The sequence below is a fragment of the Arthrobacter sp. MW3 TE3886 genome, from assembly GCF_041262145.1.
In the GTDB taxonomy this organism is placed as follows: domain Bacteria; phylum Actinomycetota; class Actinomycetes; order Actinomycetales; family Micrococcaceae; genus Arthrobacter.
On record NZ_JBGCAN010000001.1, the window covers coordinates 914,492 to 941,480 of the forward strand.

Here is a 26,989-nt window from a genome sequence, read left to right on the forward strand (position 1 = left end):
GATGACTCGACCAGCCCTTGCCCCGGCCTTGAGCGGACTGCTCGGCGCATGGCTGCCGCGCCAGCGGTGGTTCCCTGTCAAGACCGCCGAGTTCACCTTCGAACCAGCGGGCGGCCTGCGCCTGGAACCCGCCGGCGGGGCAGCCGGTGCGGCCACGTTCGAGGTGTTGCTGCTCGCGGTGTCCTACCCCACGCCCGGCGGCAGCCGCACCGACGTCGTCCAGGTGCCGCTCAGTTTCCGGCCAGAACCCCTGCCGGGGGCAGAGCGCGCGCTGATCGGCGAACTGCCCGGCACCCGCGCTGATGCCGCCCACCAGTGGGTCTACGACGGCGTCCATGACGCCTCATTCGTCGCCGCCTGGCTGGAGCTCATGCGACACGGCGGAACGACGCCCTCCGGCAACGCCACCGGCCACCTGGTGGAGTCCGGCTACCGCCTGCCGTCCGGAACAGGCAAGGTCAAGGTCCTCTCCGGCGAGCAATCGAACAGCTCGGTGATCGTGGACGACGACGACGGCGGCACAGTCGCCATCGTGAAGTTCTTCCGGGTGCTGTCCGAGGGCCACAATCCCGAGGTTGAAATCGGCGCGGCGCTGACTGCAGGGCACACCTCGGAGGTTCCGGCCACCCTGGGCTGGGTGTCCGGCGAGTGGGAGACGCCGGCGGCTGCAGCCGGAGCGGGCCAGCCCGGTACCGCCGGTCCTGCCACTGTCCGTCCCGCCACTGTCCGTCTCGCCTCCGGCGAGCTTGCTGTGGCGCACGAATTCCTCGCCGGCGGACTCGATGCCTGGCGGCTCGCCGTGGACGCGGCCAGCCGGGGGATCGGGTTCACTGCCGAAGCCCACGCGCTGGGCGCGGCGACGGCCACCGTGCACCGCAGGCTCGCCGAGGCCCTGGGCACAGCCGCCGAATCTGCGCCGGGGCAGGACATCGCGCCGGGAGTAGCCGAGCGCGTCCGCCAGTCCTGGGCCCAGGCCGGCCAGGCCGTCGGGCCTTACGAGGAAGCGCTGGACGGTCTCCTCGGCCGGCTCGAGGGCACCAGTGCAGGGCCGCTCCAGCGTATCCACGGCGACCTCCATCTCGGGCAGATCCTGCAGGTTCCCGGCAGCATGGTCCCGGGCGAGCCGGGGGTCCCCCCGCGCTGGGCCATCCTCGACTTCGAGGGCGAGCCCCTGCGCCCCATCTCCGAGCGCAACTTCCCCGACGTCGCCCTTCGCGACGTTGTTGGAATGCTGCGGTCCTTCGACTACGCCGCCGGCGCCGCCGTGCGCGAAAACCCCGGTGCCGTGGTGCCCGGAACCTGGGTGGACGACTGCGCTGAGGCCTTCCTGGCCGGCTACGCCGACGTCATTCCCGGCAGCATCGACCGGGACTCGCCGCTCTTTGTGGCGCTGTGGCTCGACAAAGCCCTCTACGAAGTCATCTACGAACTACGGAACAGGCCGGACTGGCTCTCCATCCCGGTGAACGCATCGCGTCGTCTCCTCGGCAGTACAGGTTCCGGCGTCGCCGCCGAAGCCGCAGCGGAAGGTATAAAAATGACAGGATCAGCACGTATCGATCGGCCGGGCACGCCACTGCCTGTGGATGGCGAGACCCTTGCGAGGGTCTCCAGCGGCGAACACCACGCGCCCCACTCGGTCCTGGGCGCCCACCTTGATGACCACGGCCACGTCACCATCCGGACGGTCAAGCACCTGGCGGAAGCGGTGTCGGTCGTGACGACCGCAGGCTCGACGCCCATGACGCACGAAGCGAGCGGCGTCTGGGTGGCCGTGATGGAGCCGCTCGAGCGCGGCCATGTGCCGGACTACCGGCTCGAGGTGACCTACAAGGACCACGAGCCCCAGGTCATGGACGACCCCTACCGTTACCTGCCGACCGTCGGTGAAGTGGACCTGCACCTGATCGGTGAGGGCCGGCACGAGCGCCTGTGGGATGTGCTGGGCGCGCATGTGCAGCACTACAAGTCCTCGCTGGGCGACGTCGACGGCGTGTCCTTCGCCGTCTGGGCCCCGAATGCGCAGGCAGTGCGCGTCAAGGGTGACTTCAACGGCTGGGACGGCCGCGAACACTCCATGCGCTCCCTCGGTTCCACCGGTGTGTGGGAAGTCTTCATCCCAGGGGTTGTAGCAGGGGCGTGCTACAAGTTTGAACTCAGGACCCGGCACGGATACTGGGTGGAAAAGGCGGACCCGCTGGCCTTCGGCACCGAGGTCCCGCCGCTGACGGCATCCCGGGTGGTGGAGCCCTCGTATGTCTTCAAGGATGCCGAGTGGATGCAGGCCCGCGCCGCCCGCGATCCGCACAACTCGGCCATGAGCGTCTACGAGGTCCACCTCGGCTCCTGGAAGGTGGGGCTGGGTTACCGCGAACTGGCCAAGGAACTCGTGGAATACGTCAAGTGGCTCGGCTTCACCCACGTGGAGTTCATGCCCGTGGCCGAGCACCCCTTCGGCGGCTCGTGGGGCTACCAGGTCACCTCGTACTTCGCGCCGACCTCGCGCTTCGGGCACCCGGACGAATTCCGCCACCTCGTCGACGAACTCCACCAAGCCGGGATCGGCGTCCTCCTGGACTGGGTCCCGGCGCACTTCCCCAAGGACGAGTGGGCCCTGGCCCGGTTTGACGGCGAAGCCCTGTACGAGCACGCCGATCCGAACCTGGGCGAACACCCGGACTGGGGAACACTGATCTTCGACTTCGGCCGCAGGGAGGTGCGCAACTTTCTGGTTGCCAACGCGCTGTACTGGCTCGATGAGTTCCACATCGACGGGCTCCGCGTGGACGCGGTCGCCTCCATGCTCTACCTCGACTACTCCCGCGAAGAGGGCCAGTGGCAGCCAAACCGTTTTGGCGGCCGCGAAAACCTCGAAGCGATCTCCTTCCTCCAGGAGGTCAACGCCACGGTCTACAAAACCCACCCCGGCGCGGTCATGATCGCCGAGGAATCCACCGCATTCCCGGGCGTCACGGCGCCCACGAGCGGCGGCGGCCTGGGCTTCGGCCTCAAATGGAACATGGGCTGGATGCACGACTCGCTCAAGTACATGGCCGAGGACCCGTACAACCGGCGGTGGCACCACGGCACCATCACGTTCTCCATGGTCTACGCCTTCACCGAAAACTTCCTGCTGCCGATCAGCCACGATGAAGTTGTGCACGGCAAGGGCTCCATGCTGCGCAAGATGCCCGGGGACCGGTGGCAGCAACTGGCAAACCTACGCGCGTTCCTGGGATATCAGTGGGCCCACCCGGGCAAGCAGCTGATCTTCATGGGCACCGAATTCGGCCAGGAAGCGGAGTGGTCGGAGCAGTATGGCCTGGACTGGTGGCTCGCGGACATCCCGGCGCACAACGGCATGCAGCTCCTGACCAAGGACCTCAATGAGCTGTACCGTTCCACGCCGGCGCTGTACGAGCAGGACAACCAGCCCGAAGGTTTCCAATGGATCAACGGGGGAGACTCCGACCGCAACGTGCTGACGTTCATCCGCCGCGACGCCGACGGCAACCCGCTGGTCTGCGCCGTGAACTTCTCCGGCGGCCCGCACACGGACTACCTCCTCGGTGTCCCGTCGGCCGGTGAGTGGCAGGAAGTGCTCAACACCGACGCCGCCACCTACGGCGGTTCCGGGGTGGAGAACACCGGAACCCTGATCGCGACGAAGGAAGGCCTGGACGGACAGCCGGCCATGCTTACCGTCACCCTGCCTCCGCTCGGGGCCGCGTACTTCAAGCCGCTGGGCTAGGCGCAACGCCCGGACACCTCACCGGGCGCGCGTCGAGGGGTGTCTGCGAGAGGCCCGGAATCCCCTTGATTCCGGGCTTTTCTGCACCGCCTTCAGGGCGGCTTTGTCAGCCGGGCCAAGTGGTGGTAGAGTTTATTTCCGCGCTGCTCCCCGGAGTTGAACGGCCACCAAGACCCAGAAGCCAATGGCAAGACTGAGTTTGGATCGCCGATTTGACTAGGGTGAAGCGGCCGGGTAAGTTTGAAAAGTTGCTCCGGAGCGATCCTCGACCGAAATGGTTGTGGTGGTGCCGGGTGTGTCTGTTGTTTGAGAACTCAATAGTGTGCCAAGTTTGTTGATACCAATTTATTGTATTGAATTGGTTGAATTTGCCGGGCCCGCCACCCCGTGGTGTGGTCTGGTGTTATTTGGCTGGTTTCAAATTTTGTGCAGCGTGTGTGTCCCGTTTTCCCGGGGGCGCATGTTGTGTCTGTTTTACTTCAACGGAGAGTTTGATCCTGGCTCAGGATGAACGCTGGCGGCGTGCTTAACACATGCAAGTCGAACGATGATCCGGTGCTTGCACCGGGGATTAGTGGCGAACGGGTGAGTAACACGTGAGTAACCTGCCCTTAACTCTGGGATAAGCCTGGGAAACTGGGTCTAATACCGGATATGACTCCTCATCGCATGGTGGGGGGTGGAAAGCTTTATTGTGGTTTTGGATGGACTCGCGGCCTATCAGCTTGTTGGTGAGGTAATGGCTCACCAAGGCGACGACGGGTAGCCGGCCTGAGAGGGTGACCGGCCACACTGGGACTGAGACACGGCCCAGACTCCTACGGGAGGCAGCAGTGGGGAATATTGCACAATGGGCGCAAGCCTGATGCAGCGACGCCGCGTGAGGGATGACGGCCTTCGGGTTGTAAACCTCTTTCAGTAGGGAAGAAGCGAAAGTGACGGTACCTGCAGAAGAAGCGCCGGCTAACTACGTGCCAGCAGCCGCGGTAATACGTAGGGCGCAAGCGTTATCCGGAATTATTGGGCGTAAAGAGCTCGTAGGCGGTTTGTCGCGTCTGCCGTGAAAGTCCGGGGCTCAACTCCGGATCTGCGGTGGGTACGGGCAGACTAGAGTGATGTAGGGGAGACTGGAATTCCTGGTGTAGCGGTGAAATGCGCAGATATCAGGAGGAACACCGATGGCGAAGGCAGGTCTCTGGGCATTAACTGACGCTGAGGAGCGAAAGCATGGGGAGCGAACAGGATTAGATACCCTGGTAGTCCATGCCGTAAACGTTGGGCACTAGGTGTGGGGGACATTCCACGTTTTCCGCGCCGTAGCTAACGCATTAAGTGCCCCGCCTGGGGAGTACGGCCGCAAGGCTAAAACTCAAAGGAATTGACGGGGGCCCGCACAAGCGGCGGAGCATGCGGATTAATTCGATGCAACGCGAAGAACCTTACCAAGGCTTGACATGGGCCGGACCGGGCTGGAAACAGTCCTTCCCCTTTGGGGCCGGTTCACAGGTGGTGCATGGTTGTCGTCAGCTCGTGTCGTGAGATGTTGGGTTAAGTCCCGCAACGAGCGCAACCCTCGTTCCATGTTGCCAGCGCGTAATGGCGGGGACTCATGGGAGACTGCCGGGGTCAACTCGGAGGAAGGTGGGGACGACGTCAAATCATCATGCCCCTTATGTCTTGGGCTTCACGCATGCTACAATGGCCGGTACAAAGGGTTGCGATACTGTGAGGTGGAGCTAATCCCAAAAAGCCGGTCTCAGTTCGGATTGGGGTCTGCAACTCGACCCCATGAAGTCGGAGTCGCTAGTAATCGCAGATCAGCAACGCTGCGGTGAATACGTTCCCGGGCCTTGTACACACCGCCCGTCAAGTCACGAAAGTTGGTAACACCCGAAGCCGGTGGCCTAACCCCTTGTGGGAGGGAGCTGTCGAAGGTGGGACTGGCGATTGGGACTAAGTCGTAACAAGGTAGCCGTACCGGAAGGTGCGGCTGGATCACCTCCTTTCTAAGGAGCACCTACAACCACCTCGCCGGGCGTTATGTCCGTGTGGTGGGGTTGTCAGGAGTACGCCCGTTGCGCAGACGCTAGTTCTGCGGCGGGTGCTCACGGGTGGAATATCAACAAATAGCGGCCGCCGGTTCTTCGCCGGCACCCAGTACGGACACCCGCCCTTTGCGGCGGTGGTCCTGGAACGGTGCGGGAGAGGGGATCAGCGGTTTAGTGTTTGGCACACTGTTGGGTCCTGAGACAACAGGACCATGGCCTGCGGGCCGCGTTCTCTTCCCTTCGGGGAGGGTGCGCGGGGTGCGGGGTGTGGGACTTGTGTTTCTGGTTTCCTGGCTGCACCGAGCATGCATGTTTCGGCCCCTTGGGGTTGTGTGTGTGGGGTGTGTGGTACGGGGTTGTTGTTTGAGAACTACATAGTGGACGCGAGCATCTTTTATAAGAAGCAATTTCCAAGAATATGAACCTGGATCTGTGCTGTTGCTGCGGTGGTGCCCTTTTGGGTGTTGCTGTGGTGATGGTGTGGTTTCTGTGGTTCTCTCGAAAATTACTCCTTGATCTTTTGTGGTCAAGTTTTTAAGAGCACACGGTGGATGCCTTGGCATTAGGAGCCGAAGAAGGACGTAGGAATCTGCGATAAGCCTGGGGGAGTCGATAACCGGACTGTGATCCCAGGGTGTCCGAATGGGGAAACCCCGCCAGGGGCGCGAGCTGCCTGGTGACCCGCATCTGAACACATAGGGTGCGTGGAGGGAACGCGGGGAAGTGAAACATCTCAGTACCCGCAGGAAGAGAAAACAATAGTGATTCCGTCAGTAGTGGCGAGCGAACGCGGATCAGGCTAAACCGTTCCATGTGTGATAGCCGGCGGGCGTTGCATGGTCGGGGTTGTGGGACTTCCCACTCCAGCTCTGCCGGGCTGGGAAGGTGAGAGTGCTGGCATAGGTGAACGGTCTTGAAAGGCCGGCCGTAGAGGGTGTGAGCCCCGTAACCGAAATGTTGTGCACCGCCTGGTGAAGTATCCCAAGTAGCACGGGGCCCGAGAAATCCCGTGCGAATCTGTCAGGACCACCTGATAAGCCTAAATACTCCCTAATGACCGATAGCGGACCAGTACCGTGAGGGAAAGGTGAAAAGTACCCCGGGAGGGGAGTGAAACAGTACCTGAAACCGTGTGCTTACAATCCGTCGGAGCCTCCGCAGCTTGCTGTGTAGGGGTGACGGCGTGCCTTTTGAAGAATGAGCCTGCGAGTTAGTGTTACGTCGCGAGGTTAACCCGTGTGGGGAAGCCGTAGCGAAAGCGAGTCTGAATAGGGCGTTGCAGTGGCGTGATCTAGACCCGAAGCGAAGTGATCTACCCATGGCCAGGTTGAAGCGACGGTAAGACGTCGTGGAGGACCGAACCCACTTCAGTTGAAAATGGAGGGGATGAGCTGTGGGTAGGGGTGAAAGGCCAATCAAACTTCGTGATAGCTGGTTCTCCCCGAAATGCATTTAGGTGCAGCGTTGCGTGTTTCTTACCGGAGGTAGAGCTACTGGATGGCTAATGGGCCCTACAAGGTTACTGACGTCAGCCAAACTCCGAATGCCGGTAAGTGAGAGCGCAGCAGTGAGACTGTGGGGGATAAGCTTCATAGTCGAGAGGGAAACAGCCCAGACCACCAACTAAGGCCCCTAAGCGTGTGCTAAGTGGGAAAGGATGTGGAGTTGCGAAGACAACCAGGAGGTTGGCTTAGAAGCAGCCATCCTTAAAAGAGTGCGTAATAGCTCACTGGTCAAGTGATTCCGCGCCGACAATGTAGCGGGGCTCAAGTACACCGCCGAAGTTGTGGATTTCAGACAATAGCCCAGCCGCTCCCTTGTGGGGTTGGTTCAGGCGTCTGGAGTGGTAGGGGAGCGTCGTGTGGGCAGTGAAGTCGCGGTGGAAACCAGCGGTGGAGCCTACACGAGTGAGAATGCAGGCATGAGTAGCGAAAGACGGGTGAGAAACCCGTCCGCCGGATGATCAAGGGTTCCAGGGTCAAGCTAATCTGCCCTGGGTAAGTCGGGACCTAAGGCGAGGCCGACAGGCGTAGTCGATGGACAACGGGTTGATATTCCCGTACCGGCGAAAAACCGCCCATGCTGAACAGGGGATACTAACCGCCCGAAACCTGCCTGACCGCCCTTGTGGTGGAAGGGTTTTGGTGGAGCGCGGGACCTGATCCTGGGAGGCAAGCGTATTAACAGGTGTGACGCAGGAAGGTAGCCGAGCCGGGCGATGGTTGTCCCGGTCTAAGGATGTAGGGCGAACGGTAGGCAAATCCGCCGTTCATGATGCCTGAGATCTGACGGGACCCCCGTATGGGGGGATTCGGTGATCCTATGCTGCCGAGAAAAGCATCGACGCGAGGTTTTAGCCGCCCGTACCCCAAACCGACACAGGTGATCAGGTAGAGAATACTAAGGCGATCGAGAGAATTATGGTTAAGGAACTCGGCAAAATGCCCCCGTAACTTCGGGAGAAGGGGGGCCCCAACCTTGAACACCACTTGCTGGTGGGAGGGGATCGGGGCCGCAGAGACCAGGGGGAAGCGACTGTTTACTAAAAACACAGGTCCGTGCGAAGTCGCAAGACGATGTATACGGACTGACTCCTGCCCGGTGCTGGAAGGTTAAGAGGACCGGTTAGCCGCAAGGCGAAGCTGAGAATTTAAGCCCCAGTAAACGGCGGTGGTAACTATAACCATCCTAAGGTAGCGAAATTCCTTGTCGGGTAAGTTCCGACCTGCACGAATGGAGTAACGACTTCCCCGCTGTCTCAACCATAAACTCGGCGAAATTGCAGTACGAGTAAAGATGCTCGTTACGCGCAGCAGGACGGAAAGACCCCGAGACCTTTACTATAGTTTGGTATTGGTGTTCGGAGTGGCTTGTGTAGGATAGGTGGGAGACGTTGAAGCCCGGACGCCAGTTCGGGTGGAGTCATCGTTGAAATACCACTCTGGTCACTTTGGACATCTAACTTCGGCCCGTAATCCGGGTCAGGGACAGTGCCTGATGGGTAGTTTAACTGGGGCGGTTGCCTCCTAAAAAGTAACGGAGGCGCCCAAAGGTTCCCTCAGCCTGGTTGGCAATCAGGTGTCGAGTGTAAGTGCACAAGGGAGCTTGACTGTGAGAGAGACATCTCGAGCAGGGACGAAAGTCGGGACTAGTGATCCGGCGGTACATTGTGGAATGGCCGTCGCTCAACGGATAAAAGGTACCTCGGGGATAACAGGCTGATCTTGCCCAAGAGTCCATATCGACGGCATGGTTTGGCACCTCGATGTCGGCTCGTCGCATCCTGGGGCTGGAGTAGGTCCCAAGGGTTGGGCTGTTCGCCCATTAAAGCGGTACGCGAGCTGGGTTTAGAACGTCGTGAGACAGTTCGGTCCCTATCCGCTGCGCGCGCAGGAAATTTGAGAAGGGCTGTCCTTAGTACGAGAGGACCGGGACGGACGAACCTCTGGTGTGTCAGTTGTACTGCCAAGTGCACCGCTGATTAGCTACGTTCGGATGGGATAACCGCTGAAAGCATCTAAGCGGGAAGCTCGCTTCGAGATGAGATTTCCATACACCTTGCGTGTGAGAGGCCCCCAGCCAGACCACTGGGTTGATAGGCCGGATGTGGAAGCGAGGACTAACGACTCGTGAAGCTGACCGGTACTAATAGGCCGATAACTTACACCACACACCACCCCGCAAACCCACCTTCAAAAGGGGTTTGCACCCAGGGGTGGTACAAAGAAACAAGACTGCTTGCGTCCACTATGTGGTTCCCAAACAACAAACCCGTTGCTTGAGGAACAAAACCACAACCAAATAACAACACCACAGATGTTGTAACCACTAGTTTTCCCCACCCCCAACACACGGGTGCGTGGCGGAGCAAGGGTTACGGCGGTCATAGCGTGGGGGAAACGCCCGGTCCCATCCCGAACCCGGAAGCTAAGACCCACAGCGCCGATGGTACTGCACCCGGGAGGGTGTGGGAGAGTAGGTCACCGCCGGAACACCATTCAGGTCGAGGACCCCAACCACCAGGTTGGGGTCCTCCCGCATTTAAACCCCCTTTAGGCCGCTGCCGAGTCCAGGCCAGGATCCGGGGAAGAAGGCCACGCGGGTAGAGTTGTTGCCCATGGATAACCTCTTCAGCCATGCCCCGTCCGGCGCACCGGAGCCCGCAGCGGCGGACGAACTCGATCCCGTCGTCGTCAGCGTCGTGGTGCCGGGCGCAGTCGCCCGGGCCTTCATGGGATTTACGGAACACACGCACCTCTGGTGGCCGCTCGAGGACCACAGCGTCTACGGCGCGGGCTCCTATGTCGAGTTCGAGGAGAACCTGATCATGGAGTCCTCGGATGACGGCAGGACGGCGGTGTGGGGATCGATTGACGACTGGCAGCCGCCGCTCTCCTTCCACGCCAGCTGGCACCCCGGAACCACTGCCATGTGGTCCACCGAACTCCGGGTGGCGTTCAGGGCGGTGGGCGAAGGGACAGAGCTCCGCCTGGTTCACAGCGGTTGGGAAGGCGCCGAGGACCCCGCTGCGGCCCGGGCAGAGTACGCGGCAGGCTGGCCCGCCGTCCTGGACCGCTTCGTTCGGTTCATGGGTGGTGCCGGCGCGGTCGGCCCCAACCCCTGAACGTCCTGAGACCGGCGCGCCCGTACCATCAGGCATTAAGGCTGGCGCTCAGGCTGGCGCTCAGGCCGGCGGCCGTTCCGGGACGGCTGGCGCGGACCTTAGCCCCGCAGTGGTGCCTGGTCTACCGGCGGAACGGCAGTGCTGGAACGGATCACGAACTGTGTAGGGTATTCGGAGTCCGCCGCCGATGAGTCAGCGTCGCCGTTGAGTCCCGCCAGCAGACGCCTGACGGCCAACGCGCCCTGCCCCCGAGCGTCCTGGTCGATCGTGGTCAGTCCGAAGACCTCACCCAGCTCGTGGCCGTCGATGCCGATGACAGAGAGATCCTGCGGCACCCGCAGGCCGAAGTCCCGGGCGGCGAGGATCGTGCCGATCGCCATTTCGTCCGAGGCGGCAAAGACGGCCGTCGGACGCTCCGGCGATCCACCGAGCAGTTGGCGGGCACTGGCATATGCGCCTTGAATCGTGAAATCGGCGGAGACCTGCCACTCCGGCCGGACCGCCAGTCCCGCATCGCGCATGGCTTTCTTGAAGCCGGCCTGACGCGTCCCGGGCAGGCGGAAGTCTTGTTCGTAGGCGGCGTCCCCGGTCATGTGGGCGATCCGGCTGTGACCAAGCTGGATCAGGTGCCGGGCCGCGGCCTCCGCGATGCCGGAATCATTGATGCGGATTGTCGACGCCCCGGGCAACGGACCGCCGATTCCCACGATTGGGCGGTGGATGGCCAGCAGTTGGTCAATCTCCGCTTCGGAGAGCTCCAAAGACACCGCGATGACGGCATCCACGCGTTTGCGGAGCAGGAAGTCGTTCAGCACGCTGTGACGGCGCTCCTGCCCCTCGCTGACGTTGTACAGCGTGAGGTCGTAGCCGGCATCCAGCAGCGTCGCCGAGACGCCTTCGACGACCGAGGAAAAGAACCACCGGTGGACCGAGGGCACAACGACGCCGACGTTGTGGTTGCGTCCAGAGGCCAGGCTCGAGGCGTGGTAGGACAGGACGAATCCGAGCTCGGCGGCGGCGGCCCGGGCACGCTCCCGGCTCCTCGGCGAGACGTTGCCCTTGCCGCTCAAGGCGCGCGAAACGGTAGCGATGGAGAGGCCGGCCCGTTCCGCGACGTCCTTGATGCCGGGCATTTCTACCCCTCCGTGTCCTCTATGTAGGTTTCCAGCCAAACTGTTTCACCTGAGCTTAACTGATCACCGGTGCTGGACATGTCCTCCGTGGCGTAGCCGGACCCGGGCCTCGTCGAGCTTCGCAACAGCACCCGTCCGGCCGGCATGTCCAGGGGTTCGGATCCCGTGTTGAGCAGCACCAGCGTGGTCCCGTTGAGGAAGGCCAGGCTCGTGTCCGTGCAGAGGTCCTCGTACCAGGACAGCGAGCCGTGGCCGAGTTCCAGCCCGCGCCGGAGATCCAGCATCCGCTTGTAGAGGCTCAGATGCGACGATGGCGACGCGGCCTGCAGATCACGCGCAAGTCCGGCAAAGCTGTCCGGCTGCGGCAGCCAGGGGTCCTGCCCGTCGCCGAACCCGGCATGGAGCTCGCCAGCCCGCCAGGGCAGCGGGACCCGGCAGCCGTCGCGGCCAAGCCGCTCACCGCCGGTGCGGGCAAAGGTGGGGTCCTGCCGCCGGGTGTCCGGGATGTCGATCCCGTCTGGGAGACCGAGTTCCTCGCCCTGGTAGAGGTAGGCGCCGCCGGGCAGTCCCAGCATGAACATGGACGCGGCAGCCGCCCGGGACCGTCCGAGGTCCTCATCCGGCTGCGGATCCCAGGTGCCGATTCCGTCGCCGTCACGCGGCGCCTGACCCGTGTACCCGAAACGGGTGGCGTGGCGGACGACGTCGTGGTTGGAGAGCACCCAGGTGCTGGGGGCACCGACGGCGTCCAGCGCCGTCAGCGACTCGGTGATGACGTTGCGCATGCGGTGCACGTCAAGTCCTGCGTGAAGGTAGGGGAAGTTGAAGGCCTGGTGCATTTCATCCGGACGGACCCAATCGGCCAGCCGGGGAAGCGGGTCCACATTAGCCTCGGCACAGAGGATCCGGTCGGGGCCGTACTCCGCAAGAATCCGCCGCCACTGGCGGTAGATCTCATGAAGTGCGGGCTGTCCGAACATCGGTGCGTCGTGTCCGGGGAATCCGTCGCAGCTGTTGCCGTCGGCGCGGCCGCCCCACTCGGGCAGGCCGGGGGCCTTGACGAGGGCATGCGCCACGTCCACCCGGAACCCGGAGACCCCGCGTTCGAGCCAGAAGCGCAGGACGCGCTCGAATTCCTCGTGAACGGCGCGGTTGTCCCAGTTGAAGTCCGGCTGGGAGGAATCGAACAGGTGCAGGTACCACTGGCCCGGCGCGCCGTCGGGTTCGGTGATCCGGGTCCAGGCCGAACCGCCAAAGTGGGACTGCCAGTTGTTCGGCGGCTCCTCGCCGAACGTGCCGCGGCCGTCGCGGAAAATGAACATGTCCCGTTCGGGACTGCCGGCCGGCGCGGCGAGGGCGGCCTGGAAAGCCGGGTGCTGGTCCGAGCAGTGGTTGGGCACCAGGTCAACGATCATCCGCAGCCCCAGCCGGATGGCCTCGGCCATCATGGTGTCGAAATCGTCCAGCGTGCCGAACAGGGGGTCGACGTCGCAGTAGTCGCTGACGTCGTAGCCGGCGTCACGCTGGGGTGACCGGTAGAACGGGGACAGCCAGACGGCGTCGATGTCGAGTTCGGCGAGGCGAGGCAGCTCGGCCGTGATACCGGCGAGGTCGCCGACGCCGTCGCCGTTCAGGTCCCGGAACGAACGCGGATACACCTGGTAAATGACGGCGGAACGCCACCAGCCGGGAAGGTGGTCAGCGGCGTGCACCGGGGTCAACGGGCCCGTCAGGGGACCGGTGGGGGTGCCGGCCATCGCGGCGGGGGAGAAGAGAGCTGCATCTACGGACATGACCGTAATGGTAAGTCCCGCGCACCCAAAATGAAAACGCTTCCAGCCACATTCCAGCCCGCGTGTTTGGCCAGCAATTGGATTATCGCGGGAGGGGAGTGCGGCCTGACGGCCGACGACAGCTAGAAACCTGAGCGACGGATCGTGGCGCGTCGCACCCCAGCCGCAGGAGGCTGGTCCCACTACCGGCCGGTAGCCTGACTTTTCAAAGCGCCGCCGAGCATGTACTTTGGAAGCGCTTGCAGCTGTGAGCCACATCACCGACGATGCCACGGGGCTCTGGAATGGAATTCCAGGGCCTTACGCGTGGATGCAGGATTTTATGAAAGGGACACCAATGAAGGTGCAGAACACCCTCACGAACGGGACGAGCCGGCGGGTATTCACCGCAGGCGCGATCTCCGTAGTGGCCGCGCTGGCCCTCAGCGCTTGCGGCGGCGCCGCAGCCACCGCGCCGGCCACCGCGACGGCCAAGCCGGACCTGAAGGCTTCCGGGGCCAGCACGATCACCATGTGGGTCGATGCCGAGCGTTCACCCGCGCTGAAGGACATCACGGCCAAATTCCAGGCCGATACCGGCATCGCGGTCAAGCTCGTGGTCAAGGACTTCGCCGCAGTCCGCGACGACTTCATCACCCAGGTCCCCACCGGCAAGGGCCCGGACCTTATCGTCGGTCCGCACGACTGGGTCGGCAAGTTCGTCCAGAACGGCGTGATCGCGCCCGTGGAGCTCGGTGACAAGAAGGCCGGGTTCCAGGACTCCGCCGTCAAGGCCATGACCTACAACGGCTCCGTCTACGGTGTTCCGTACGCGATCGAGAACATCGCCCTGCTGCGCAACACGGACCTCGTGCCCCAGAGTGCCAAGACCCTGGATGAGGTCATCGCCAACGGCAAGAAGGCCGTGGCCGACGGCAAAGCGAAATTCCCGTTCCTGGTGGGCATGGACCCGAAGCAGGGCGACCCCTACCACCTGTACCCGCTGCAGTCCTCCATGGGCTCGGAGGTCTTCGGCAAGGCTGCCGACGGCGGCTACGATCCCAAGCAGCTCCTGATCGGCGACGCCGCCGGCGTCGCGTTCGCCAAGAAGCTGGCCGCCTGGGGCGACGCCGGAGAGAAGATCATCAACTCCAACATCACCGGCGACATCGCCAAGGAGAAGTTCCTGGCCGGCGAGTCCCCGTACTACCTGACCGGCCCGTGGAACGTGCCGGACGTGCAGAAGAAGGGCATCAAGTTCGCTGTCGACGAGCTGCCCACCGCCGGCGACAAGCCCGCCCAGCCGTTCATCGGCGTCAACGGCTTCTTCATCAGCGCCAAGAGCGCCAACGCCCTGGCCACCAACGAGTTCGTCACCAACTACCTCACCACCGAGGCAGCACAGGACTCCATGTACAAGGCCGGAGGCCGTCCGCCGGCCCTGAAGGCCTCGTTCGAGAAGGCCGCCAGCGATCCGGTCGTGGCAGCCTTCGGCAAGATCGGCGCCGCCGGCGTCCCGATGCCGGCCATCCCGGAAATGAGTGCCGTCTGGGCTGACTGGGGAGCCACCGAGCTCGCCCTCATCAAGGGCCAGGGCGATCCCGCCGCTGACTGGGCCAAGATGGCCGCCAGCATCAAGGCCAAGATCGCGGGTTAGCCCTCGCGCGGTTCCAGCGGATCCCGTTGAGGGTCCGCGGCACCGCACAGCCCGGGCCGGGCGGCAGAGCATGCCGCCCGGCCCGTTCCTGCACCACCCCAGCTTTCTTCCGAGGACCGAACACATCCATGACAGACACCGAACTCCGCCAGGCCGGCGATTCCGCCCCTGCAGCTCCCGGCGGCCCCGCCAGGACCCCCTCCCGGAAACGAAACGGCTCCCGCCGCCGAACCTTCGGCCCCGATACCACCAAGGGAACGATCGCCAAGATCGTCCTGCTGGGCATCGTGGATGCCGTCGCCGTCTACGTGCTCATGATGCTGTTCCTCAGCCAGTCCTGGGGCGCGCTGGCTGTTTCCGCCGTCGTCGTGGCAGCGATCAACTGGATCTACCTGCGCAAGGGCGGGCTGCCGGCGAAGTATCTCGCGCCCGGCGTGCTGTTCCTGCTCGTGTTCCAGGTGTTCGTGGTGCTCTTCAGCGGCTACATTGCCTTCACCAACTACGGCGACGGGCACAACAGCACCAAGGATGACGCGATCGCGGCCATCCAGCTCACGGCGCAGAAGCGGGTCCCTGACTCGCCGGCCTACAAGGCAGCCGTGCTGTCCAAGGACGGCTCCTTCTACCTGCTGTTCACGGACCCGGACGGCAAGACCTCACTGGGGAGCACCGGCACGCCGTTGGAACAGGTCTCCGGCGCGGGAACGGACTCCACCGGCAAGGCCAACGCCCTGGCAGGCTACCGGACCCTGAACTTCCAGGAGATCGTCGCAAACCAGCAGCAGATCCTGGGCATCACCGTTCCGGTCTCCGCCGATCCCGCTGACGGTACCCTGCGGACCGCTGACGGCAGCTCCGCTTACCAGTTCAAGCCGGCCCTGAAGTACGACGCCGACGCCGGCACCTTCACGGACACGGACACCGGTTCCGTCTACCGGGACAACGGCAAGGGAGCGTTCGCCACGGACAGCGGAGAGACGCTGACTACGGGCTGGAAGATCGACGTCGGCATGGAGAACTTCGCGCGCGCCTTCACCGATCCGAGCCTCCGCGGCCCGCTGCTGGGCGTCATCCTGTGGACCTTCACCTTCGCCGTCGCCTCGGTGGCGCTGACCTTCGCCCTGGGACTGTTCCTGGCGATCACGTTCAACCGCGAGGACCTGCGAGGCAAGAAGATCTACCGGATCCTCATGATCCTGCCCTACGCCTTCCCGGCATTCCTGTCCGGACTGGTGTGGTCCGGCATCCTGAACCCGCAGTTCGGCTGGCTCAACCAGACCCTGCTGGGCGGGGCCACGATCGGCTGGCTGACGGACCCGGTCCTGGCCAAGATCAGCGTGCTGGTGGTCAACCTCTGGCTCGGCTTCCCGTACATGTTCCTCGTCTGCACCGGGGCCCTGCAGTCCCTGCCCACGGAGTTGGACGAGGCGGCCAGGATGGACGGCGCCGGCCCCTGGCGGGTGTTCCGCTCCATCAAACTGCCGCTCCTGCTGGTCTCGATCGCGCCGCTGCTGATCTCATCCTTCGCCTTCAACTTCAACAACTTCAATGTGATCTTCATGCTCACCGGCGGCGGCCCGCGGTTCGCGGACACGGACCGGGACATCGGGGCCACAGACATCCTGATCACGCTCGTCTACAAGGTGGCGTTCGGGCAGGGCACCGGCCGTGACTACGGCCTGGCCAGCGCCCTGGCGATCATCATCTTCATCATCGTGGCCACTGTTTCGGCCATCAGCTTCAAGCAGACCAAGGCACTTGAGGAAGTGAACTCATGAACGGGCCCGCAGCACGCGTCGTCTCCACCACTGACCAGCCGCAGCGCCTTGCCTCCGGCGACCGGACGGCCGAAGAAGCACGCGACAGGGACGGTGCCGGACCCCGCAACGGCACCGGCGACACCGCCGGCGGGCCCAAGGTCCTCCGGCGGCGCAAGTCCTTCGGCGCCTGGCTCAAGGACAAGGGCTGGCGGCACCTGGTGGGGATCGTCGTCACCATCTTTGCGGTCTTCCCGCTGCTGTATGTGCTTTCCGCGGCCTTCAACTCCACCGGCACATTGGTGGGATCCAACGCCTTGTTCAGCCGGATCGACTTCGGCAACTTCACCGAACTGCTGAACAACCCCTCGCGCCCCTTCGCGCGCTGGTTCGTCAACACCATGGTGGTGGGCGGCGTGACCTCTGCGTCCACCGTGTTCCTGGGCGCCATGGCGGCGTACGCGTTCTCCCGAATGCGCTTCACCGGGCGCCGGATTGGCCTGCTGAGCCTGCTGCTGCTGCAGATGTTCCCGCAACTGCTCGCCGTTGTGGCCATCTTCCTGCTGCTGAGCGGGATTTCCGAGGTCATCCCGGCCCTTGGGCTGGGCAGCCAGCTGGGCCTGATCATGGTGTACCTCGGCGGGGCCCTGGGCGTGAACACCTACCTCATGTACGGCTTCTTCAACACCGTGCCGCAGTCCCTGGACGAGGCGGCCAAGATCGACGGCGCCAGCCACGCGCAGATCTTCTTCGGCATCATCATGCGGCTCGTCACCCCGATCCTGGCCGTGGTGGGCCTGCTGACGTTCATCGCCATCTCCGGCGAGTTCGTAATCGCTTCCGTTGTGCTCACGGACCCGGACAGCCAGACCCTCGCCGTCGGGCTGTACTCCTTTGTAGCGCAGCAGCGCTCGGAAAACTGGGGCGTCTTTGCCGCCGGGGCGGTGCTGTCCGCCGTCCCCGTGATGGCTTTGTTCCTGTACTTGCAACGCTATATCGTCAGCGGCCTCACCCAGGGCTCGGTGAAGGGCTAGGCATGGAGCTGCCGGGCAGCGCGGGCCCGCTTCCGCACCATGACGGCTCGGCCCTTTACGCGCCCGGGCACGTCGAGCAGGGGGCGGAGCTCCGCCTGCGGCTCCGCGTCCCCGCCGTCTGGGGGCGGGCCGCCCGGGTCTGGCTGCGGTCCATCCACGACGGCGAACCCCGCTACGACCCCGCCCGGCCCCTGGGCGAGGCCGACGGCTGGGCCTGGTGGGAGGCTGCCACCGTGGCGACCAACCCGGTGGCCCGGTACCGGTTCCTGCTGGAAGTCCCGGACGCCAGCGGTGCCGCCACGGGCGGGGCCGCAAACGGCGGGGCCACGGCAGCCGGCGGGGTCGGGGCAGCCGGGACCGCCGGCAGCCTGCGGTACTGGAGCCTGAACGCGCAGGGGTTATTCAGCCGGGATGTGTCCGACTACGCCGACTTCCGGATCACGACCTTCCGGCCCGCACCTGAATGGCTGCGCCGGGGAACGATGTACCAGATCTTCCCGGACCGCTTCGCCCGCTCCGCGCTTTCGGCGCAAGACCTGCCGTCGCAAAACCTGCCGGCGCAAAACCTGCCGGCGCAAAACCTGTCCGCAGAAAACCTGTCCGCGTCAGGTCCGGTCCCGGAGCGCCCCGCTCCGGACTGGGCCGTGCCGTGCAACTGGGACTCCACTGAGGTGGACGGCTCCGGCCCGCAGACCCCGTACCAGTACTACGGCGGGGACCTCCGCGGCATCACCGAGCGGCTGGACCACATCCAGCAGCTCGGGGCCGATGTCATCTACCTGACGCCGTTCTTCCCGGCCCGTTCCAACCACCGCTACGACGCCGCCACCTTCAGTTGCGTGGATCCGCTGCTGGGCGGGGACGAGGCCCTCGTGGAACTCGTCGAAGCCGCCCACGCGCGCGGCCTGCGCGTGATGGGCGACCTCACGGCCAACCATTCCGGCGATGCCCACGAATGGTTCCGACGGGCCCTGGCCGACCCGGCCTCTGAGGAGTCCGGATACTACTACTTCAACGCGGAGCACACGGAATACGAGTCCTGGTACGGCGTCAGATCCCTGCCCAAACTGAACTGGTCGTCTCAGGGCCTGCGCGAGAAATTCGTCCTGGACGACGATTCCCCCGTGGCACGCTGGCTCCGGCCGCCGTTCAACCTCGACGGATGGCGGATCGACGTCGGCAATATGACCGGCCGGCTCGGCGGCACCGATCTCAACCAGGACGTCGCCCGCCTGATCGCGGGCCGGGTCCGTTCGATCAACCCGGACGCGGCGCTGCTCGCCGAGGCCACCAACGATGCCGCCCCTGACTTCAGCGGCGAGCACTGGCACGGCGCCATGACCTACTCCAACTTCACCCGGCCACTGTGGTCCTGGCTGGCCGGCGACGCCGGACACGTCAACTTCTTCGGAACCCCGCTGCCGGGGCCGAACCGGACCGCCGCCGAGGATTTCCTGGCCACCCATCTGGACCTCGCCGCCGCGTTCAGCTGGGACGTCCGGCAGCAGAACATGAACGCCCTGAACAGTCACGACACCGCACGCGCCGCCACGGTGATGATCGACGGCGGCCAGCGGCTCGGCGCGCTGCTGATGTTCACCCTGCCGGGGGTTCCCGTGGTGTTCGCCGGGGACGAGTTCGGCCTCAAAGGCGACAACGGGGAGTCCTCCCGCACGCCCATGCCCTGGAACGACCCCGGCCGCATCCTCAGCGACCTCCGGGCGGATTACACGGCGCTCAGCACACTGCGCCGGGAACAGCCCGCGCTCACCGGCGGCGGTGTGCGGTGGCTGCACGCCCGCGGGGATGCCCTGGCGTTTGTTCGCGAAACCGCGCGGAGCTCCGTGCTGGTGGTAGTGGCCCGGGCGGCCGCCGAAGTGAAACTGGAGCCCGGAACACTCGCGGCGGCCCAGCTGGCTGCCCTTGCCGGGCGGCCGGCCTACGCGACGGCCGACGTCGACGTGGCACTGATCCCGTCGCCGGGGCAACCGGGCGGGCAGATCAGGTCGGAGGACGCCGGCGGAACCGCCCTGATCTGCACCCGAGGGCCGGCGGCCGCCGCGTGGGTGTTGCCCGGGACCCGCGTGCCCGTCCCGCGGACATAGACTGGGATCCGGATTCGACCGAACTGGAGACCGCATGCGCAGCATCATCGATGAGCTGACCTCTTCCCTGGGCGCGGCGAAAATTGCCGTGGACGCGACCACGCTGGCCGCCTATGCCGTGGACCAGGCCCCCGTCCTGGACTATCAGCTCCCGCAGGCCGTGGTCCGCGCCGAATCGGTCGCCGACGTGCAGGCAACGGTGCGTGCCTGCGCCGCCCTCGGCGTCGCGCTCGTGGCGCGCGGAGCCGGGACCGGGGTCTCCGGGGGCGCCCACGCGAGCGCGGGCTGCGTGGTGCTCACGCTCCAGGGGATGAACCGCATCCTGGACCTGAACCCGGACGACGAGACCGCCGTCGTGGAACCCGGCGTCATCAACGCCGACCTGAACGCGGCCGCCGCCGTGCACGGGCTCATGTACGCCCCGGATCCTGCGAGCTTCAAGATGTCCACCATCGGCGGCAACGTGGCCACCAACGCCGGCGGGCTGCGCTGCGCGAAGTACGGGGTGACCCGGGACTCGGTCCTGGCGCTCGACGTCGTCCTCGCGGACGGCTCCCTCATCCACACGGGCCACCAGACCTTCAAGGGCGTCGCCGGCTATGACCTCACGGGGCTGTTCGTCGGCTCGGAGGGGACCCTGGGGATCGTGGTCGGTGTCACCGTGCGGCTGAAGTACCTGCCGCGGGACGTGCACACCATCGCCGCCTTCTACCCGGACTTCCGCAGCGCCGCGGCCGGGGTCCTCGCCGTGGGCCGGGCCCGCGTGCAGCCGGCCATCATGGAACTGCTCGACGGCGGCTCGCTCGCCCAGCTCGATGACCTCCACGGCTCGGACCTGGCCGCGCGCGGGGCAGCCCTGCTGCTGATCCAGACCGACGGTTTCGGCGCGGCGGCGGAAGCCGCGGCCATCCGCCCGGTCCTGGTCGCGGGAGGAGCGGTGGTGACCATGGAGGCGGACGCGGAGGCCGAACAGCTCGTCGAACTGCGCCGCAACAGCCGCGGGACCGAGGTGGACGACGAATACCGGGTGGGCGAGGACGTGGCCGTGCCGCGCTCACGCCTGGTGGATTACGTCGCCGAGCTCGAAGCCATGGCGGCGGAGCACCGGGTCCAGCTCAAGGTCGTGGCACACGCCGGCGACGGCAATCTGCACCCCACCTTCTGGGTCGACCGGGTGGACAACACCGTGGACCCCGATGCCATGGCCCGCCTCGGCGCCGCCCTGGACCGGTCGATTGCCGTGGCCCTGGCCATGGGCGGCACCATCACCGGCGAACACGGGATCGGGCAGTACAAGCTGCGTTGGCTTGGCCTGGAGCAGAAGGAACCCGTGCGGGAACTGCAGCGCCGGATCAAGGAACTCTTCGACCCGGCCGGGATCCTGAACCCGGGCAAGGCGATTTAGCTGACGCGATTTAAACCGGGCGTGCCACAACCTGCCCGGCGCGCGGCCTAGTCGTCGGAGTCCGGGTATTCGTCCACGGATTCGTCGGCGCCGTACCGCGATTCCTCGGTTTCCACCTCAAGGATCTTGAGCAATCCCGTGTCCGGGTTGAGCATGATCGCAGCCTCGTCCCGGCGGTGACGGAGTTCGTTGTCGATGTAGGACTGGACGGCCTCCGCCAGGGGGATGTGCCGGTTCTCCTTCTCGGACATGTACCAGCGGTGCTCCAGGACCTCGTGCACCGCCTCGGCCGGCTCAAGCTTGCCGGAGAGGTCGCGGGGGATGGCCCGGACGATCGGCTCGAAGATCTGGCTGACCCACAGGTGCGCGCTGTATTCCTCGTCCATGCCCGGGTTGTTGTCGGCCCGGAATGAATCCATGTCGTTCAGGAGCCGGCGGGCCTGGTTTTCCTGGGCGTCCAGGCCGGTCAGGCGCAGCAGCCGGCGCTGGTGGTGCCCGGCGTCGACGACCTTCGGCTGGAGCTGGATGGTGGAGCCGTTCTGCGTGGTCTTGATCGCGTATTCCTCGACGTCGAACCCCAGCTCGTTGAGCCGCCGGATCCGGGCGGCCACGCGCCAGCGTTCCCCGATCTCAAACGACTCCTTCGCCGTCAGCTCGGTCCACAGCCGCCGGTAGCTGTCCATGATCAGCTCGCTGGTGGCCACCGGATCCACTTTCTCCTCGATCAGGCCGCCGTCGAGCAGGTCCATGAGCTCCCCGGCGATGTTGACGCGGGCGATTTCGAGGTCGTACTCGCGCTGGCCGGTGGACAAATCCGGGTACAGTTCGCCGGTCTCGGCATCGACGAGGTAGGCGGCGAACGCGCCGGCGTCGCGGCGGAACAAGGTGTTCGAGAGCGAGACGTCGCCCCAGTAGAAGCCGATCAGGTGCAGCCGGACCAGCAGCAGCGCCTGGGCGTCGATGAGCCGGGTCAGGGTGTCTTTGCGCAGCATCTGGGAGAAGAGCGCGCGGTAGGGCATGGAGAACTTCAGGTGCCGGGTCACCAGCACGGGGTTCAGCGGCCGGCCCTCGGGGGTGGTGCGTCCGGTGATGACGGCCACCGGCTCCACGCCGGGAACGTCCAGCCGGGCGAGCTTGCGGAGCATATGGTACTCGTGGCGGGCCACGTGCTCGGAGGTTTCCTTGATGGCGATCACGGAGCCGCCGAGGTGGGCGAAACGCACAATGTGCCGGGAGATGCCGCGGGGGAGCGCTGCCAGATACTCTGCCGGCCAGTCCTCGAGGGCAATGTGCCAGGGCAGGTCCAGCAGCTCGGGCTCGGTGGCGGCGGCCGTGATGCTCAGCGAGCTGGACACCATCGAGGCCTTGTCGTCATTGGCGCTGGCGGCCTCATACCGGGGCAGTTTCCCGATCTGACCATAGTCGGTGGGCTCGTCGTGCCACTGGGCACTGTTTTCCTCGCTCATATATCAATTCTTCCGTATTTGGCGGGCCGCACCTAAAGTGGGGCAGTTAACGCCCGACGGCGGCCCTCCAGTGGGGAGGACCGCCGTCATTCGAACCGGTGGGTGGGCCCACGCCGGTAGGGTTCCCTAACCGAAGCGAAGCGAGGTTAGGGAACCGGTGGGGCTAGTCGCCGAGGCGCAGGCCGGTCTTGGTGTCGAACAGGTGTACGTGGCCTGACTGGGGGCGGACCCAGATGGACTCGCCCTTCATCGGGGGGCGGCGGCCGTCAACGCGGGCCACGATGTCGTGGCTCTGGCCGTCGAGCGTGGTGTGGCCGTAGACGTAGGCGTCGGCGCCGAGTTCTTCGACGACGTCGACCTCGACCTGGAGGCCTTCACCCTGGGCAACAGTCTCCAGGTCTTCCGGGCGGGAACCGAGGGTCACGGTCTGGCCGTGGGCTTCCTCGAGGACGTCGCGCGGTACCGGGTAAACGGTTCCGCCGAACTGCACGCCGCCGTCGACGACGGGGAGTTCGAGCAGGTTCATGGCGGGGGAGCCGATGAAGCCGGCCACGAAGACGTTCTTGGGCTTGTCGTAGAGGTTGCGCGGGGTGTCGACCTGCATCAGCAGGCCGTCCTTCAGCACGGCGACGCGGTCACCCATGGTCATGGCCTCGACCTGGTCGTGGGTCACGTAGACCGTGGTGACGCCGAGGCGGCGGGTCAGGGACGCGATCTGGGTGCGGGTCTGCACGCGCAGCTTGGCATCCAGGTTGGACAGCGGCTCATCCATCAGGAAGACCTGCGGGTTACGCACAATGGCGCGGCCCATGGCAACACGCTGACGCTGGCCGCCGGAGAGGGCCTTCGGCTTGCGGTCCAGGTACGGTTCGAGGTCGAGCAGCTTGGCGGCCTCACGGACGCGCTCGGCGCGCTCTTCCTTGCTGACGCCGGCGATCTTCAGCGCGAAGCCCATGTTGTCCGCCACGGTCATGTGCGGGTACAGGGCGTAGTTCTGGAACACCATGGCGATGTCGCGATCCTTCGGCGGGACGTCCGTGACGTCGCGGTCGCCGATGAGGATGCGGCCGGAGTTGACGTCCTCGAGACCTGCGAGCATGCGCAGGGAGGTCGACTTTCCGCAGCCGGAGGGTCCAACGAGGACCAGGAATTCGCCATCGGCGATATCAATGTTGAGCTTGTCAACAGCGGGCTTCTCGGTGCCCGGGTACAAGCGTGTTGCGTTGTCAAAAGTAACTGTAGCCACAGTTATCAATCCCTTCACCGGCAGGTACGTGCCGGACGATCCGTAGTGAATGGTCGTTTTATGCAGTTGTTAATTCAATTTTGGGTTATCGTGCGCATACTCCTCGGCCGAAGCCGAGGAGTATCCAATGACGCCGCACGGTAGTTGTGCGCCACATCACATACAGAGTATGTCAGATTTATGGCATTTGGGCCAAAATGTTACGGATGTCACACGTGGGGTCCGTCACGTGGCGCCAGAAATGGGTGTGTAGGCTGTGCGCATGACGGCACTGCAGATCTATGTCAGTTTCCCGGGCACGGCGCGTGAAGCACTGGGCTTCTACGCCGACCTCTTCGGCGGAGAGCTTGCCTTGTTCACGTACGAAGAGTTCAACCGCAGCGACGGCCCGCCGGACGCCATTGCCCACGGACAGCTGAACGGCGCAGTCGCTTTGGCGGGCTCGGATGCGGCAGCGGGAGAGAAAAGCGTCCGGTTCGAGGGCCTCATGCTCTCGCTGCTAGGTACCGCCGAACCGGCAGTTCTCCACGAGTGGTTCGACACGCTCGCCGTTGACGGCAGGGTGATCGACCCCCTGGCCCCGAAGCCCTGGGGCGCAACAGATGGCCAGGTCGTCGACCGTTACGGACTGCACTGGCTGATCGGCTACGAACTTCAGTCGTGACCGACGCCCGGTTGACCGCTCGGTGAGCCCGCTTTAGCTCCCAGAGTCGACGGACTTCTTCCGCTCACGCAGCAGTGCCTCCAGCAGTTCGCAGATGTGGACCGGCGCCTCCACCCGGAACTCGGCCTGCGTGAAATCGAGCCCCACTTTTACGCCGAGATCGCCGGGGACGAGGCTGGCCAGGGCGTCCTCGTCGGTGGTGTCGTCTCCGGCGAAGGCCACAGCCGTGGCTCCGGTGGCCTGCCGCAGGAAGGCAATGCCCTCGCCCTTGGAGGCGTTCACCACTGAGGTCTCCAGGACGCGGTTGCCCGTCTTGAGGAAGACGCCGCTGCGGTCCTGCAGGACCGCCCGCGCCGCGGCGACGGCGTCCTCGGCGACGTCGTCTGCCGCGAGCCGCGTGTGCAGCACGACGCCGGCCGGCTTGTCCTCCAAAAGGGTCCCCGGGGCCTGTTCCACGATTCCCTCAAGCTCCTTGCGGACCTCGGCCAGGAGTTCGCGTTGAGCCTCGTCGAGCATGAGCTGCGAGGAGCCGGGCCCCATCCAGACCTCTGCGCCGTGGCTGCCGATCAGCAGCGTCTCCTCCGGCGGGGAGGCGACGGCCCGCAGGCTGTCCAGCGCCCGGCCGGAGATGAGCGCCGTCGTCGTCCGGGGGAGTTCCGTCAGCGCCGCGAAGGCGGCCGCGGAGCGCGGGAGCGCCCGGGCGTCGCCGGCATGGTCCACGAGCGGCGCCATGGTGCCGTCGAAGTCCATCGCCACGAGCAGGTGCTCGGTGCCGGCGACGCGGCGCACGGCCGCCAGCAGCTCAGGGGCGAGCGAGAGCCGGGCGGTGTCTGGGGTGTTGGTGTCTGGGTCGTTGGTACCGGCGGCGTCAGGAGTCATCGCGTACAACCTTTTCGGCGAGGGCTTTCAGGAAGTCGGAGGACCAGAGGTCGACGTCGTGGTCCAGAATCTGCTTGCGCATGGCCCGCATGCGGCGCGATGCCTCGGCCGGCTGCATGTTGACGGCCCTCATGATCGTGTCCTTGAGCCCGTCAATGTCGTGCGGGTTCATCAGCAGGGCCTGCTTGAGCTGGTCGGCGGCGCCGGCGAACTCACTCAGTACCAGGGCGCCGTCGTTGTTTGTCCGGGCCGTGACGTATTCCTTGGCGACGAGGTTCATGCCGTCGCGCAAGGCGGTGACCAGCATGACGTCCGCGGCCAGGTACAGGGAGACCATCTCTTCGATGGGGTAGCTGTGGTGCAGGTAGCGGACTGCCGTGCTCTCCATGGTGTCGAAGGTGCCGTTGATGTGGCCCACTGTGCCCTCGACCTCCTCGCGGAGCAGGCGGTACTGCTCCACGCGCTCCCGGCTGGGGCTGGCCACCTGGATCAGGGTCGCGTCCTCGACGGTGACCTTGGCGTCCTGCAGCAGTTCCTCGTACGCCTTGAGCCGGTGCCGGATGCCCTTGGTGTAGTCGAGGCGGTCGACGCCGAGCAGGATGGTCTTGGGGTTGCCGAGGTCCCGGCGGATCTGCTGCGCCCGCTCGATAACCTCCGGCTTCTTCGCCAGCTCGCTGATCTGCTTGACGTCAATGGAGATAGGGAACGCCTGGGCCCTCGCGATGTGGGTGGTCTCGCCGTCGGCGCCCCTGACATGGACCTGCTGCTGCTTGACGCTCGCGCCCAGGAAGCGCCGCGCGGAGCGCATGAAGTTTCCGGCATCGCTGCTGCGCTGGAAGCCCACCAGGTCCGCGCCCAGCAGGCCGTCGATGATCGCGCGGCGCCACGGGAGCTGGGCAAAGATCTCCGGCGGCGGGAACGGGATGTGGTTGAAGAATCCGATCTTCAGATCAGGCCGGGCCTCCCGGAGCAGCTTGGGAACCAGCTGGAGCTGGTAGTCCTGCACCCAGACGGTGGCACCCTCCGCCGCATGGCGGATGACGGCGTCGGCGAACCTGCGGTTGACCTTCCGGTAGGAATCCCACCAGGTCCGGTGGAATTCCGGCGGGGCGATCACGTCATGGTAGAGCGGCCACAGCGTGGCGTTCGAAAAGCCCTCGTAGAAGAGCTCAATGTCCTCGGTGCTCAGCTGGACGGGGATCAGGTCAATGCCGCCGTGGCTGAAAGGCTTGACCGTCTCATCGGGGGCGCCGTGCCAGCCCACCCACGCGCCGTCGGTCTTGGTCATCATTGGGGCCAGCGCTGTGACGAGTCCGCCGGGGGAGCGGCGCCAGCCGTCCTCGCAGCCGGTTTCGTCGGACGAGCAGCGGTCGACGGGCAGCCGGTTGGACACCACCATGAAGTCGAACTGATCCCCCGCCGCGGCGCCGGTGGTGGCGCCGTCGGCT

Annotated in this window: 14 protein-coding genes and 3 rRNA genes; 11 read left to right on the forward strand and 6 right to left on the reverse strand. The window is 65.1% G+C overall.

The window, feature by feature from the left end; translation table 11 throughout:
- The first annotated feature begins 1 nt into the window (after position 1).
- The 5 genes from ABH915_RS04260 to ABH915_RS04280 all read left to right on the forward strand — a co-directional run bounded on the left by ABH915_RS04260 (position 2) and on the right by ABH915_RS04280 (position 10,423).
- A complete protein-coding gene (locus ABH915_RS04260) occupies positions 2–3,751 on the forward strand; it encodes a 1,4-alpha-glucan branching enzyme (RefSeq protein ID WP_026539160.1) in 3,750 nt (1,249 codons plus the stop codon).
- Between the two features lie 479 nt (positions 3,752–4,230).
- Positions 4,231–5,757, forward strand: a 16S ribosomal RNA gene (locus ABH915_RS04265).
- Positions 5,758–6,323: 566 nt separating this feature from the next.
- Positions 6,324–9,469: ribosomal RNA gene (locus ABH915_RS04270) — 23S ribosomal RNA — on the forward strand.
- A gap of 205 nt (positions 9,470–9,674) precedes the next feature.
- Positions 9,675–9,791: ribosomal RNA gene (gene rrf / locus ABH915_RS04275) — 5S ribosomal RNA — on the forward strand.
- The 16S, 23S and 5S rRNA genes sit together here, the layout of an rRNA operon.
- A gap of 125 nt (positions 9,792–9,916) precedes the next feature.
- The gene (locus ABH915_RS04280) at positions 9,917–10,423 is read left to right on the forward strand and encodes an SRPBCC domain-containing protein (RefSeq protein WP_370118149.1); all 507 of its coding nucleotides are present in this window, start codon (positions 9,917–9,919) and stop codon (positions 10,421–10,423) included.
- 98 nt (positions 10,424–10,521) lie between these two features.
- On the opposite strand, the gene ABH915_RS04285 is transcribed toward ABH915_RS04280, so the two are convergent.
- A complete protein-coding gene (locus ABH915_RS04285; RefSeq protein WP_018775859.1) occupies positions 10,522–11,556 on the reverse strand; it encodes a LacI family DNA-binding transcriptional regulator in 1,035 nt (344 codons plus the stop codon).
- Between the two features lie 2 nt (positions 11,557–11,558).
- A complete protein-coding gene (locus ABH915_RS04290) occupies positions 11,559–13,313 on the reverse strand; it encodes a glycoside hydrolase family 13 protein (RefSeq protein WP_370124931.1) in 1,755 nt (584 codons plus the stop codon).
- A gap of 373 nt (positions 13,314–13,686) precedes the next feature.
- Between ABH915_RS04290 and ABH915_RS04295 the strand changes: the two genes are divergently transcribed.
- The 5 genes from ABH915_RS04295 (at position 13,687) to ABH915_RS04315 (ending at position 21,286) form a co-directional block, all read left to right on the forward strand.
- A complete protein-coding gene (locus ABH915_RS04295) occupies positions 13,687–14,985 on the forward strand; it encodes a maltose ABC transporter substrate-binding protein (protein ID WP_018775857.1) in 1,299 nt (432 codons plus the stop codon).
- A 128-nt stretch (positions 14,986–15,113) separates the two neighbouring features.
- On the forward strand, positions 15,114–16,763 hold the full coding sequence (locus ABH915_RS04300) for an ABC transporter permease subunit (RefSeq protein ID WP_370118154.1): 1,650 nt from the start codon (positions 15,114–15,116) through the stop codon (positions 16,761–16,763).
- Positions 16,760–17,776, forward strand: a complete 1,017-nt coding sequence (locus ABH915_RS04305) for a sugar ABC transporter permease (RefSeq protein WP_370118156.1) — start codon at positions 16,760–16,762, stop codon at positions 17,774–17,776. The genes ABH915_RS04300 and ABH915_RS04305 overlap by 4 nt, the downstream gene beginning before the upstream one ends.
- Before the next feature lie 2 nt (positions 17,777–17,778).
- A complete protein-coding gene (locus tag ABH915_RS04310; protein ID WP_370118159.1) occupies positions 17,779–19,881 on the forward strand; it encodes a glycoside hydrolase family 13 protein in 2,103 nt (700 codons plus the stop codon).
- Positions 19,882–19,915: 34 nt separating this feature from the next.
- The gene (locus ABH915_RS04315) at positions 19,916–21,286 is read left to right on the forward strand and encodes an FAD-binding oxidoreductase (protein WP_370118162.1); all 1,371 of its coding nucleotides are present in this window, start codon (positions 19,916–19,918) and stop codon (positions 21,284–21,286) included.
- Between the two features lie 47 nt (positions 21,287–21,333).
- Here ABH915_RS04315 and ABH915_RS04320 read toward each other — a convergent pair whose 3' ends face one another.
- Together ABH915_RS04320 and ABH915_RS04325 are read right to left on the reverse strand one after the other, a co-directional pair.
- Positions 21,334–22,752, reverse strand: coding sequence for a DUF4032 domain-containing protein (locus tag ABH915_RS04320; protein WP_370118165.1), 1,419 nt, complete (start codon positions 22,750–22,752; stop codon positions 21,334–21,336).
- A 163-nt stretch (positions 22,753–22,915) separates the two neighbouring features.
- Positions 22,916–23,998 carry an ABC transporter ATP-binding protein gene (locus tag ABH915_RS04325; protein WP_018775851.1) on the reverse strand — a complete coding sequence of 361 codons (1,083 nt, stop codon included), beginning with the start codon at positions 23,996–23,998 and terminating at the stop codon, positions 22,916–22,918.
- Between the two features lie 262 nt (positions 23,999–24,260).
- Here ABH915_RS04325 and ABH915_RS04330 point away from each other — a divergent pair, with 262 nt between their 5' ends.
- A complete protein-coding gene (locus ABH915_RS04330) occupies positions 24,261–24,662 on the forward strand; it encodes a VOC family protein (RefSeq protein ID WP_370118168.1) in 402 nt (133 codons plus the stop codon).
- Positions 24,663–24,695: 33 nt separating this feature from the next.
- On the opposite strand, the gene otsB is transcribed toward ABH915_RS04330, so the two are convergent.
- Together otsB and ABH915_RS04340 are read right to left on the reverse strand one after the other, a co-directional pair.
- Positions 24,696–25,541: a trehalose-phosphatase gene (otsB, locus tag ABH915_RS04335; protein WP_018775849.1), complete on the reverse strand. Its 846-nt coding sequence runs from the start codon at positions 25,539–25,541 to the stop codon at positions 24,696–24,698.
- The gene (locus ABH915_RS04340) at positions 25,531–26,940 is read right to left on the reverse strand and encodes a trehalose-6-phosphate synthase (RefSeq protein WP_155846939.1); all 1,410 of its coding nucleotides are present in this window, start codon (positions 26,938–26,940) and stop codon (positions 25,531–25,533) included. The genes otsB and ABH915_RS04340 overlap by 11 nt, the downstream gene beginning before the upstream one ends.
- Positions 26,941–26,989 lie beyond the last annotated feature (49 nt).